The organism is Heyndrickxia coagulans DSM 1 = ATCC 7050 (assembly GCF_000290615.1).
In the GTDB taxonomy this organism is placed as follows: Bacteria; Bacillota; Bacilli; order Bacillales; family Bacillaceae_C; genus Weizmannia; species Weizmannia coagulans.
This window is the reverse complement of sequence record NZ_ALAS01000229.1, coordinates 1-13,952: the sequence shown is the minus strand read 5'-3', so window position 1 is coordinate 13,952 and position 13,952 is coordinate 1. Positions and strand designations below refer to the sequence as shown.

Here is a 13,952-nt window from a genome sequence, read left to right as displayed (position 1 = left end):
GCTCTAATTATTTAAATTATTACATATTTAGCCGCATTTTTGGGGGGGAATAGTTAAATTATCACGAAAAATTTTTACTCCTCAGAGCTGGTAACCGGGAAAAACTTCTCGCTTGCGTTTTCCGGTAACCGTGTCGAGGGCGACGCCGCACAAGATTATATTACAAGCAAAGAGTTTTCACTTGGAGACGATTGCAAAACGCTGCTAAGGTGGACAAAATCAGACGGCCGTGTAGTTGTGGCTCAAGTCACTTTGAGCGCTATTACCACCTCCGGAGGCGCAGCAAACGCAAAGCAAACGTTTAGCTTTACAGCTAACTTTAATGGAGCACCGGTTGTGCAAGATCAGGCCGCGCAAGGTCAGGCCGCAGGATAAAAAGGGGCTTTGTGCCCCTTTTTGTACATACCAAAAAAAGGAAGTGTGCTAAATGATTAAAATTAATCTGCAAAAAGTAACTGAAACCTTTCAAATTGGAGACAAGACATATGAAGCTGATTTTAACGATGAGGCATTGAAAAAATATTTCAAGCAAGGGCAAAAAATCTGGGAATACGACAAACAAGTTAGTGAAAAATATCCGGATATCGAGAACACTGATGATTTCGGTAAGGTCTGCACCGCAGTCATTGACGTGCTCCCAGCCCGGGCGGAAAGCTATAAATCTTTTTTCGACGAAACTTTTGGTGAAGGGGCCGGTGAAAAGATTTATGCCATCTGTGGAAAGTCTACACCGAACATGCAGAAAGTATTCATGGAAGTGTGGAAAGTGATCTATCGTAAAGTGATGGATATTGAAACGGAGTCTGACAGGACTGCCAAAAAGTATGTGAAAAACCGCAACCAAAAGCGATGATGATCCATGTTGAGCCTGACACAGCCATTAGATAACGAAATTGAGATTAATGGACAAACTTATGAATGGGATTTGTCATATGACAACGTGCTACGATTTTATGAACTTATGAATGATGATAGCGTGAATGAAATCGAAAAGATACAGCTCGCTTTTAAAATGTTTGTACCAGAATGCACTGCGGATATCGAAACACAAATTGAAACAGTGCAAGCCATCTCCAAATATATCTCCGGGCAGGACGAGGAAGAACTAGAGCCAAGTGAAAACCACAAACAATATTACAGTTTTGAGCAAGATGCAGATTATATTTATGCATCTTTTTTGCAGGACTATGGGGTAGACTTAATCGACTTACAAGGCACACTCCGATGGGAAAAATTTATTGCCATGCTGAACAGCTTGAGTGAACGCACGAAATTTAGCCAGGTTGTCAGCATCAGGGCAGCTGAAATCCCATCTGGAAACAGTGAATATGAGATTGCCGAGCGCAACCGGTTAATCCAGTTGAAAGATTTGTATGCGTTAAAAGACGAGAACAGTGTCTCTTATGCTGAACAGGAAATAGATAGCATGTTTGATCGATTAGTTGAATCTGCACAGGAAGGGGGCGAAAGGGAATGAGTGATGGAAAAGTCGTCATCGACGTTAGGCTGGATGATAAAGGTGTAAAGTCAGATATTCAGATAATCGAAACACTTTTAAAAGCCATAGGCCAAGACGCCGGTAAGAAAATGGATGTCAATTTTAAAAAAAATGCCGAAAAAATGGTAAATGAAGCTGAAAAAACGGCTGACAAAGTAGACAAAGAATTTGATAAACCTGTCGAGCAAGAAGTCAAGATTAAAGATAAGGCCACAAAGCAGGCTGAAAATGTCCATAAAGATGTAAAAAAAGAAACAGAAAAACCGGTTACACAAGAAATTAAAGTTGATGAATCAGGTGCCGTGGAAGCTGCTAAGAAAGCACGGCAAAAGATGGTGAGAGAAGCAGAAGAAGCACGCAGCCAGATTTCATCCGTATTGAAAGGCTCATTTGTCGGTACATTTCTGGGAAATATGGCAACAAACGCTGTATCGACAGTTAAAAGCGGTATTTCTGAATTGATCCATGCCGGCATTGAATATAATGCCACACAAGACAAGATGCTGGCTACATGGACGACATTGGCCGGATCAGCAACAAAGGGTAAACAAATGGTGGACATGGTTAACATGTTCCAGCGGAAGACAGGATATGCTACAGAAGCCCTCAACGAAATGGAGCAAAAAATTTATCACATTAAATCTAGTGCATCCGAAACTGAAACCATGACCAGGGCATTTACTACTTTGGGAGATGCCATGGGCTTGACTAATGATCGACTTGTTGGTGTAGCGGAACAGTTTAGCCAGATGATGGCGACCGGAAAAGCCTATACAGGTGACCTTAATATCATGACCAACGCCTTTCCTGCCTTTGGTGAAGCTTTGCAGGAAACCACTGGGGAAAGCATGGCCACTATCCGCAAAATGGCAAGTGAGGGGAAATTGGATGCCTCTGTTGTAGAAGAAACACTTATTAATATGTCCCACAAATACAAGGACGCCACAGAAAACGCCATGAATACGACGCAAGGATTATGGCGGTCGATCGAATCGAACTGGGGACGTCTGGCCGGAAAATTTACCGCACCGATTTTCAATTTGAAAAAGAGTGGATTTAAAGACTTGGAAGACTGGTTGGCATCAAGTAAGGCAGATGCTTACTTTACAAATCTTGGGAAAGACGCAGCACAAGTTGTAAGCAAAATCACAGACATTGTGGAATATGTAAAAGACCACAAAGACACCATCCTCGGATTTGCCAAAGCTTTCGGTATCCTTTACGGCGAAATATGGGCCATGAAAAAAATTGCGGGCATTGTAGATTCTTTTAATATCGTAATGGGCGGATTAGGCCGTTTACGAGGATCAATGGCACTTACGGCACGGTCATCAGAAACGATGGCGGCAACAACAATAGCATCCAACGAAAAAGTAGTTGCCAGCAGCGGAGCTTTTAGCCTTGTTGGTAAACGTATGGGGATTCTAAGAAGTGCTGCCAATATTGGCGGCGCGGCTCTTATGGCATTTGGTGGAAAATGGGGCATGATTGCAGGTATTGCAGCCAATTTTCTGCCCGAAATTTTAAAAGCAGGAGGCGGTATTTTACGATTTGGCGGGCAAGCGCTCGGTGCTGTAAAAAATATGCGTTTTTTAATAGGGGCTTTTGGAGATGCCGGCGCTGCAGCATTTGGGTTGAGTAACCCACTTGGCTGGATCATAACGGCGATTGCTGCCGTAGGTACCGGCTTTTACTATGCCTATAAACATATAAAGCCATTCCGTGATAGTATCAATGATCTTGGTGACGATTTAAAAGGTCATTTCATTCATACCATGAATAAAGTAAAGGATTTTTTCGCCAACCCTTTGAACTTAAAAATCAAATGGGATTCCAGTGTCAGTAAATCAGACCAGAAAGCAATAGACAGCTACACAAAACTTGTGGACCAGGCACAACGAAAACTTGAAGATTTCGTAGTTACAGGCCGAAAAGTAAGCAAACAAAATGTTGGTAGCTTAGTAAAACCATACGAGCAGATGGCAAAACAAATCTCAAAGCATTTTGACGACGCGACGAAAAGTGCGAAAAAGAATCTCAAATATTTGGATGGCCTAAACAGAGATGAGTATAACGACATCTTAAAAAGGACTACTAAAGCTAATAATAAAAACAAAAAAGAAGTACAGAAAATCACTAACGACATAAAAAAAATATATGAAAATGCAGCCAAGCACCATAGAAGTCTGACAGCGGAAGAGCAGGAAAAAGTAAACAAACTACAAGAAAAAATGAACACATACGCCGCAAAAAGCGTTTCTAAGTCTGCGAAAGAGCAGCAGGAAATTCTCGGTAAATTAAGGGATCACGCCGGGAAATTGAGTGCACAGCAAGCAGCGAAAATAGTAGCAAACGCTAAAAAGCAAGAAGAACAAACCATAAAACATGCCAGAAATGAATACAAAGAAGCAGTGGACCAAGCCGAAAAGAAATACAAGGGTACGAAGAACTGGGCTGACGAGCAGTACTATGTGAACGGATCAATTTCTAAAAAGGAATACCAGGACATCGTAAAAAACGCAAAACGGCAAAGAGACGAAAGCATTAAACACGCTAAGAACAAGCGTGATGCAGTGATCGCAAATGCCAAAACAGAGCAAAACCAAACGGTCGAGTTAGCAAAGAAACAAGCAAAAGGACATATAGACGCGGTCGATTGGGAAACCGGGAAAGTATTGAACAAATACGATAAATTCCGGGCAAGCTTTGCGCATGTTATTAATGGCATTACTGGATTTTTCAATAAAATCTTTGACAAGATTGGTATGGGTAAAATAAACATCCCACAATGGCATCCATCCGGATATGCACGCGGAACAAGTGGTACAACAAAAGATGAAATTGCACTGACGGGGGAAGAAGGTCCGGAATTGGCACATTCTCCTGGCATTGGAACATATATTGTCGGGAAGACAGGACCAGAATTACGGTATTTGCCAAAAGGAACTTCCATTTTGCCACATGGCCCATCTATGAAGCTATTAAACAGCCTTGGCATAAAAGGATATGCTGGCGGCATTGGTGACTTTTTCACTGGTTTGTGGCACAACGTAGAAAAAGGAGCAAAAACGGCCATTGACATCATTTCCGACCCATCAAAATTAATCTCGTATATAAAAGACAAGACTGGCCTATCAAACTTCCGGAATAAATATACTGGGGTTTTAAAAGATTTGGCGATCGGACTTCCAGATGAATTTTTTAAAGGCATAAAAAACAAATTAAAAGACGCATTGATTGTGAATCCAAGTGGATCCGGGGTACAGCGATGGAAACCGGCAGTTGTGAGAGCCCTTGCCATGAACGGGCTATCTACAAGTGCTGAAATGGTGAATAAAGTTTTGCGTCAGATTGCAACAGAGTCCGGCGGTAATCCATTAGCTGTACAGCACGGATACACAGATATAAACACTATAACCGGCGACTTGGCCAAGGGCTTAATGCAGACGATTTCCGCAACCTTTAACGCTTACAAATTCCCGGGGCACGGAAATATTTTTAATGGATTTGATAGCCTGCTGGCAGCCTTAAACTATGCGAAACACCGGTATGGTAGAAACCTGTCCGGACTAGGTGAAGGCCATGGGTATGCAGACGGAACGGAAAGCTCAGCAGGCGGACATGTATATGTAGCCGAAAAAGAACCAGAAATCATTGAAACGAAAGATGGGCGCATTGCAATTGCAACACGTCCGACAAGTTTTGATGATTTCATGGCCGGAAGCAAAGTGACGCCGATCTCGAAATTAAAGAGATACGCAGCTGGAACAATTGAAAAAGCAGCAAACTTAGTTAACAGTGTATCTGGTCCTAAAGTTATCATCGCGCAAACGGTCACTGCGGCGGGTAATGGGAAACCAAATACCAAAACACCGCCGATCGAAGTACAAGTTGATGTGAAACCACAAACACACGTCATACAGTGGAATGGTAAAGCGGTATATACCGAAATGGTCAAATATGACAAACAGGCTACGAATATAAGAAGCATTTTTAAGGGGTTGAGCTCGATATGACCGCGATAGTTTCAGATACAGAATTCGGATTTTTTTATGCCGGCGCTCATTCCCGGGAATTTAATTTAAAAGTCATTGAGATCCATAGAAACATTTTTCCAACAGTCGAAGAGCAAACGCAAAATATCCCCGGAATGTCCGGGGATTTATATTTGGGAACAAACGTGAAAAATCGTACTTTTGTGGTAGATGTTGAAATTGTGGCCGGGTCTCATACGCAGCGTATTGATCTGATTCACCAAATTAGTGACTGGCTTATGCCGGTCGATGATGCTGAATTTGACTTAATTTTTGATGATGAGCAGGACTTTACTTACTATGCGCATGTATCTAATATAACCGAAGTCACACGGTCGTTATACAAAGGGAAGGCAAGCATTACCTTTAGCTGCAGCGACCCGAAAGGCTACGGCGAATATCAGCAGCATGACATGACCACAAATCCTATAACGATTACACCAGACGGGACAGCGGAATGCTATCCTATTTTTACATGCATGCCCAAAAAAGATGTAACCAAAATTGCGATTACTGATGAGGATGGAAATTATGTCTACTTAGGAGCTGATGTTGATCCTGATACTGGTGACGCCCCAATAGATAAGGAACCCTTAGTTTTCCATGACACTTGTAATACATTAGCTAATTGGACTGCTATTAATTCATCTAACATTACTTTTGAGTTGGAAAATGGTATTCCATCAGGAACCATGAGAAGTACAGCAAATGCGATAAAAGTAGGGAAAACGAGTGATGGTTATGCTGATTTTGGAGCTGCCACAAACGATAAAAAATGGCACGGTCCTGTTAGATTACAATGGCTCCCTAATGGATATGATGATTTTCGAATTAGAGTCCGCATGTGGAATCGTCAATATTACTCAAGAGCTAGGGGCAAATGTGAAGTATATTTGTTGGACTCAAACGGGACAAGATTTGGAAAAATCATGCTGAAAGATAATGGAAGCAGCGAAGAAGTATATGCGCAAGTACAACTGGGCACATCAAGTAGTTATAAAAACATTTATTATGGTAAAGGAAACATCAAAAAAGGGAAAAAGAAAACAAAAACAGTTAAGCTTGGAACGGGTACAAAGAAAGTTACTGAAAAGGGAAAGTCAAAAACAGTACAGCAGTGGAAAACAGTCAAGCTAGATGAAGATACATCAACTAATACTTTTACTGATTTCTACGGCTATATCGAATTGCAAAAAATAGGCAATAAATATCGTGTTGAAATCATGAAATTTGACGATGATTCAAACCCTGCTTGGAGTAAACCTTTGGTTTACACATACACGGATTCTAGCGGTAAATATGCAAAACAGTTAGCTGGAATTGCTTTTTATACTGCCAAAATGGACATTAAAGAAGATGCTGCTGATCCAGTCAAGCATTATACAAATAATGGGATGGGGCTTAGTGATGTTAAAGTATGGAATATTATCGATGGAGGAAATGGATCCAGTGCTTCTCCCACAACCATTGCTCATAAAGGTGATGAAATAAAAATCAATTGTGAAGATCGCACCGTATATAAAAACGGTGCTATTTTTATGGATAAACTTTATATTGGAAGTAATTTTCCAACATTACAAGGTGGTGTTGAAAAGGTATTTTCCTTCGAACCCGATCTAAGTGATGCAGACTGGTATTATGAATATAAAAGTACAACCATTTAGAAATTTACGTTATAATCAATTTATAGGCTAGGGTCGCTCCCGAAAAGAAGGCACCCACCTTCCTGCCTAATAATAACAAATGGGAGATAACTTGGGGAGGTTATCAATATGCAGGAAGTTTGGAAAGACATCAGTGGCTATGAAGGTTTGTATCAAGTAAGTAATTTAGGACGAATCAAATCCCTTGAACGATTTGATAGCTTAGGAAGAAAAGTACATGAAAAAATACGGAAACTACAGATAACCCCACATGGGTATGTTACGGTTGATTTAAAATCAAATGGTAAAAGACAAACTTATAATGTTCATAGGTTGGTAGCAATAGCTTTTATGGGTTACGAGAAAGATAAGGATATAAATCATATAGATGGTAACAAACAAAACAACCGTTTGGAAAATTTGGAGTGGGTTACAAGGCGAGAAAATATGATTCATGCATGGGATACGGGTCTTAATAAGAAAAAGCGAAAACCGGTTATACAGTTTAAAGCCGGGAAAAAAATTGCCGTTTTCGCTTCTGCCTACGATGCTCAAAAATCAACAAAAGTACACGCTCCACACATCTGTGCTTGCTGTCATGGTAAAAGAAAAACCGCCGGAGGATACACTTGGAATTATGCTGAATAAATTACTTTTACAGATCCTAAAAAGGATCTTTTTTTGTTAGGAGGTGATAGTCAATGTATACAATATTAGATCCGGATTTAAATGTCTGTGGAGTGCTTGACCTAGATGGTAAAGGATGCAAGTTTTACAATGACGTACGATCAACCAAAATTGCGGATGATCAGGGGAAAATTTGGAGTGATACCCTACAAATATCAGTCCCATATGGTTATCGGGAGACAGCCTACATGACAAATGGCTATCACCTTCTTAAGCAGGGAGGGGATGGCCGTTTTTATTGTTATAGAATTTTTAGTCCAACAGATGAAGCTGGTGGCTCAACACATACAAAAACAGTTCAGGCAATTAATCTACTAGCTTGGGATTTAACTCACATATACGTACAACCAAAAACATTTAAAGCTGCAAATAGCCAAGATGCATTTGAATATATTCTTCAAAGATCAGGCTGGGAAATAGGTGAGAATGATTTCTTCGGTGGGGTTAAGTCACTTGAGATATCTGCTGGTAATAATGCTATATATTGGTTAGATCAATTCACTAGCCAATTTGGTGTTGAAATTAGGGCCTATGTAGAGGTTTATAACGGAAAAATTGTTCGAAAATTAATTGACATAGTAGAAGAATTAGGAGAATCAGAGGGGCGCAGATTTGAGTATTCTCATGATTTATTAGGAGTGACTAGAACCGGTGACGACTCGCAGATGTATACTAAGCTATATGTCTACGGAGGTACAAATAGTAAAGGCGAGATAGTCTCGATAGCAAGCGTGAATAATGGCCGAGATTATATTGTAGATGACGAAGCAAATGATCTCTATAACAATGGTAATCAATACTTAGAAGGATACATTGTAAATGAAAGTATTGCTAACCCTAGTGGTTTATTAGATTGGGGTAAACAGCAACTGGCCAAATATAATCATCCTAAATATACTTATACAGTTGATGTTGCACATTTAGGCTACAAGCCGAATCTTGGCGATCGTATACAAGTTATTGATTTTTCAATGGATCCTGAGTTGACTTTAGATGCCAGGGTCATTCAAATGGATGAATCTGAGGCAAATCCAGAAAACAATAAAGTAATCCTAGGGGAATTTGTTGAGGTGCAAGTAGTTACCCCAGAGGATATTTGGAAACTACAAGCTAAGGCTGCACAGGCATACCAAGAATCACAAAAGGCCAAAGCATATAAAGTGGAGTACTTTACTCCAGATGGAACGGATTTTGCAGATGATACGGAAAAGCGCATTATCATCAGGGTTTATCAAGGGGCTGATGAAATCACGTCGAAAATAGATAATGATAAGTTTATTTGGCAAAAAATAAATTCGGATGGAAGCCATGATACAGATTGGGAAGATAGACATGTAGGAATCGGAAATGTAATCACAGTAGGTTCCGAAGTGGCGGGAAGCACAATTCGTTGTCAAGTTGATGATGGTTTAAGTGATTCGATTTTATTTGCCACAGAAGAAGATGCAGCATACTTCGCTACCTTGCAAATGGATCCGCCTAGTGGTTGGGACGACTTTACTAACAGTGTTGCTCAGTATGCTCAGGTAGATTATCCAAGAAGTGATATTTATTGGTCGCAAAGATATTATGGTAATAAACGCCATAGTGGTGATGGATCGGCTAATATACAAAGTTATGTACTTACTCGCACTGATTTAACCGGAGCCATTAAAGACCGTATGTGGGTTATTCGTGGTGGACATGGTGCCCAATTTGGAATTGAGTATATTAACGGCAAGATGTGGATTTGGTCTTATTATCTTGATGCTGCTAATAATCAATGGCATGTTGTTAAATTTCCTTACCAAGCTAATAAGGTTTTGGATTGGGGAGATAGCAGCATTGTAAATCTACTAAGTACAAATGGCGGTTATAGAACGAATTTAGACGTACGAAATGGGTACGTCCTTTTTGTATATGGAACTACTAATCCAACATTTTACGTTTGCAAAAAAGCTGATGTGGAGAACAAACAATTTAAACCATTATACACTGCCCGAGGAACTGATGTGAATTATTTTGGAACAGATCAAACTTATCAAAGTGCGTGCCTAGACTTTCCTTACGTCTATTTTACAAGTGGCAATGGAGACGGTAGCGACCAACGTTGTTTGTATTGTTTTGATATACGATCAAAGTCATTAGTTTACCGGATTGTTTATACATTTGACAAAGGCACAATCAATCAAATAGGGCAGTATAACGAACCCGAAGCAATCAGTTATTACTACGACTCGGATGGAAAGAAATGGCTAATACAAGGTTTCGCCTGGGGAAATGAAGATTCGGAAGATAGTCAAAGGACAAATCAATTATTTAGGATTAATGAGCATAAGCGAGGTGATGCATCATGACCATTATGGGCAGTGTAGATATTTCTTTTACTAACTCAACTCAGATTGCAAAAGGAGCAGAGCAAACAGCTGGAAGCGCGCAACAAACAGCAAATACTGCCCAAGAAACGGCAAATGGTGCAGCACAGACAGCTGGACAGGCTCAAGAAACTGCTGAAGCTGCGACACAAACAGCCACACAGGCAGCAGAAGCAGCTGCAGATGCAGCACAAGCAGCACAGACAGCAATTACGACTGCCAATGGTAAAAACAAAGCATATTATGGCGCAACAACACCAACCAGTCCCAAATCCGGTGATATTTGGTTTGTGGAGGATAGTAGCGGCAATGTGACAGCAATTAAGCATTATGATGGCACACAGTGGGTAACGGACGTTGACAACACCGCACTTGCGCAACAGATTAGTGCCGCACAAGCAGCCGCAGATAATGCGGTCACAGTCGGACAAGCCGCCCAGCAAACAGCCGCAGATGCGGAAGCCAAAGGGGACGCGGCGGCGAAAACGGCAGAGGAAGCAAAGGATGCGGCAACAAAAGCCCAAGCAGATGCCGCCAGCGCAGTTACAAGCGCAAATAATGCGGTCGACACTGCTAACAAAGCAACACAAGACGCACAAGATGCCATCGACAAAGCGCAGGATGGATTTGATGCGGCGCAGGACGCCCTATCTAAAGCAGGCGCCGCAGTCGACACAGCAAACACAGCCAAACAGGTAGCGTCCGATGCAGCGACACAAGCAAACACAGCAAAAACAAACGCACAGACAGCGATGTCTAATGCTCAGGATGCTATAAGCCAGGCTAAAGCGGCAAATGACAACGCCAATACGCGTGAAAAGTCTATTATAAAATCCAACACGGCGCCATCCGATCCAGCAACAGATCAGTTGTGGATAGATACATCCAAAACACCGCAAATTATGCGGAGATGGACTGGTAGCACATGGGTTGACTTGTCTCCAACACAAGCAAGCCAGATCGGCGCAGTAAGCACTACAACCTATACAACCGACATTACAAATATTAATAATACATTGAGCCAAAAAGCGAGCGCTACGACCGTAAACACCCTAACAGGGCGCGTGGATAAAGCGGAAACCGCCATAAGCCAAAATGCCAGTGATATTGCTTTAAAGGCGGATAAATCCTATGTAGACACAATAAAAAATACCGTAGACAACCATAGCACATTGATCAGCCAAAACGCCGATGCGATTGCATTAAAAGCCAGCCAATCCACGGTTGACGCGCTTACGGGCCGGGTAAGTACGGCGGAAGCAACGCTAAAAACGCAGGCGGATCAAATCTCGGCGAGGATAACCAAAACAGACGCAGACGCAAAATACGCCACGCAGACAGCTTTAACGGCGACTGCGAACAGTTTGACGAGCAATATTACCGCAGTGCAAACAAACCTGGATAACTTGTCTGTTGGCGGACGAAACTACGTTTTAAATTCTACTTTAGATAATGTTAGTAACTGGTTTTTTAAAAATGGTGTTACAGTTGATTCAAGCATGCTGTATAACGGCCATAAAACATTAAAGTTTTCCGCTAGTGATCTTTCGAGTGATACATGGTTATTTGCAAAACCTCCTTTACGAAACGCTAAAGCAGGGGAAATTTATAGCGCAGGGGCATGGTTTAATCTTAAATCAAACACAATGGCAAGCGATGACGGTGCGTATTTAGTAATTGAATTTTATGATTCATCAAAGACTCGAATTGCTTATTGGAATATTCGAGCCGATAATACAGTTTTAGATAAATGGCAATATGTTAAATCGGAGAATAGGACTGCGCCAACTAATACAGCATATGTAACAGTTACGTCATTTTCCAAAAGAAACGGTACATTTTGGGTAGCCGATATGACCTTAAATAAAGGTACGAAAGTTTCGGATTGGTCGCCAGCCCCGGAAGATATGGCAACGCAATCCCAAATCAGCCAATTATCCGATGATATTAATTTACGCGTACAAAAAAACGATGTGATCACCCAGATTAATCTCAGCACCGAGAGCATCCTGATTGCTGGTAACAAAGTCCACATTACCGGGCAGACCACCATTGACAATGCCGTTATTAAAGATGCCATGATTGCCAGCATGACTGCCAACAAACTTACAGCCGGCACGATAGACGCAAATGTGATTACGGTTAAAAATATAAACGCCTCTAACATCACGGCAGGGACGCTGTCAGCGGATAGGATTGCCGCAAGGTCCATTGACGCAAGTAAGCTAGCAACTGGCACGATTACGGCAGCATCCGGGGTTATTGGAAGCCTTGATGCGTCCAAAATTACGACCGGCACGCTGGACGCGGCAAAAATTAATGTTGTAAATCTCACCGCAGATAGCATCAAATCTGGAACGTTAACGTCAATTAATATTAACGGCGGCAACATTAATATTGGGGGCGGTAAATTTACCGTTGATTCTAACGGACTAATGTCTGCCACAAATGCAACGGTAACAGGTTCATTTTCATCAAGTGCCAAAGACGATCAGGGCACCTGGGACGCATCACTGAGTTCCGGCAGGATAGCGATGTCTAAGATTGGGGATGCGTCGGAAACAGGCGGGCAATACGTGCCAATCTACGAAGCAAACATATCTGCGGGAGGAATTTACACAGTAATGAGAAGAAATAGCCGTCCCTGGAATTATGTACAGATGTCCGCAGGTGCCGTAGGTAGCAACGATACTTTTATATCAGTAACGGCCAATGAAGGCGACTCGTCAGCTTTATACCCGGAGAAACTGGTGGTTGGAAATCGTACTATAGTTGGTACAGACGGGTTACACCTTGATGATGATATCGTGATTGGATCAGGCGGTTGGAGGGCTCTTAAATTTCAGACCATAAGATATAATAGTACTGATTATCCGGCTATAACTCAAAAAGACGGTAAAGCAGGTATATTGTTTGGTTCCGGATATATGTATTTGTTGTGCAGTAATAAGGTGGTAAATCTAGCACAAGTATATTGGCCAACAAAAATTGATAGCTCCGGCAAAGTAGTAACTTGGGTCAATCCATTGAAATAAAAAAGGAGAATCTTAAAATGGCAAAAACAATAGAATTCAAAAATGAAGAATTGGCGGCAATCGCAAACTTTTTGGGAGATTTAAAACTAAAAAACAAGCCTAGTCGTGGACGATCTAAGTTAATTAAATTGCTGGCATCTAAAAATCAGGAATACCTGGATGAGAGAGACGAAGAGCGCATGCCGTATTTTAAAAAAGATGAAAACGGTAATCCAGTTGTTGAAGATAATAAATACGTTTTAGAGGATGAATCTAAGAAACAGGAGCTTGATAAAATTTTAGAAGATATTGCAACGGAAAAAGCCGTGATTGATCTAACCGAATATGCCGAAAAAGTTGAAGCCCTATACCGTGAACTTGAAAACTATGAGGAGGTGATGACCGGAGAAGACGCATTGATTTATGATACCCTACTAGACCAATTGGAAAATATATTTGAAGGAGAGGATGAATAATGAGTACATCGGTTAGTTTTTCGGAATTAAAGTTTTTGACAGACACAGAAGGAAAGATTGTGGGCGGTGTAGTACCAACAACCGCCACGTCTCAAGGCGACTCTTATTATACGGCATCAGGATCGTTTTCCCTTACGCTCGAGGATTTTGCAACTATTGGAGGTAATTGCGATGTTACAGACTCCTTGTAGCCCAAGGGTTTGAAAAAAGGATAAAAAAATTTTCCCCCTAAAAAGAGGGGGAAAC

The 13,952-nt window shown here is 41.3% G+C and carries 9 protein-coding genes; all 9 read left to right on the top strand.

Going from position 1 to position 13,952, the window contains the following annotated elements:
• The first annotated feature begins 57 nt into the window (after positions 1-57).
• The 9 genes from IC21_RS17720 to IC21_RS12500 all read left to right on the top strand — a co-directional run bounded on the left by IC21_RS17720 (position 58) and on the right by IC21_RS12500 (position 13,706).
• The gene (locus IC21_RS17720; RefSeq protein ID WP_371836568.1) at positions 58-375 is read left to right on the top strand and encodes a phage tail tube protein; all 318 of its coding nucleotides are present in this window, start codon (positions 58-60) and stop codon (positions 373-375) included.
• A 52-nt stretch (positions 376-427) separates the two neighbouring features.
• Entirely contained in the window at positions 428-853 is a 426-nt protein-coding gene (locus tag IC21_RS12535; protein ID WP_029142824.1) for a DUF6673 family protein, read from the top strand.
• Between the two features lie 6 nt (positions 854-859).
• On the top strand, positions 860-1,477 hold the full coding sequence (locus tag IC21_RS12530) for a bacteriophage Gp15 family protein (protein WP_029142825.1): 618 nt from the start codon (positions 860-862) through the stop codon (positions 1,475-1,477).
• Positions 1,474-5,514, top strand: a complete 4,041-nt coding sequence (locus IC21_RS12525) for a tape measure protein (protein ID WP_029142826.1) — start codon at positions 1,474-1,476, stop codon at positions 5,512-5,514. The genes IC21_RS12530 and IC21_RS12525 overlap by 4 nt, the downstream gene beginning before the upstream one ends.
• Positions 5,511-7,196, top strand: coding sequence for a distal tail protein Dit (locus IC21_RS12520; protein WP_029142827.1), 1,686 nt, complete (start codon positions 5,511-5,513; stop codon positions 7,194-7,196). Before IC21_RS12525 ends, IC21_RS12520 begins: the two co-directional genes overlap by 4 nt.
• A 108-nt stretch (positions 7,197-7,304) precedes the next feature.
• The gene (locus tag IC21_RS12515) at positions 7,305-7,823 is read left to right on the top strand and encodes an NUMOD4 motif-containing HNH endonuclease (RefSeq protein ID WP_029142828.1); all 519 of its coding nucleotides are present in this window, start codon (positions 7,305-7,307) and stop codon (positions 7,821-7,823) included.
• Between the two features lie 53 nt (positions 7,824-7,876).
• Positions 7,877-10,198, top strand: a complete 2,322-nt coding sequence (locus IC21_RS12510) for a phage tail spike protein (protein ID WP_029142829.1) — start codon at positions 7,877-7,879, stop codon at positions 10,196-10,198.
• Entirely contained in the window at positions 10,195-13,251 is a 3,057-nt protein-coding gene (locus tag IC21_RS12505; protein ID WP_029142830.1) for a hypothetical protein, read from the top strand. Before IC21_RS12510 ends, IC21_RS12505 begins: the two co-directional genes overlap by 4 nt.
• 17 nt (positions 13,252-13,268) lie before the next feature.
• A complete protein-coding gene (locus IC21_RS12500) occupies positions 13,269-13,706 on the top strand; it encodes a DUF1617 family protein (protein ID WP_029142831.1) in 438 nt (145 codons plus the stop codon).
• Positions 13,707-13,952 lie beyond the last annotated feature (246 nt).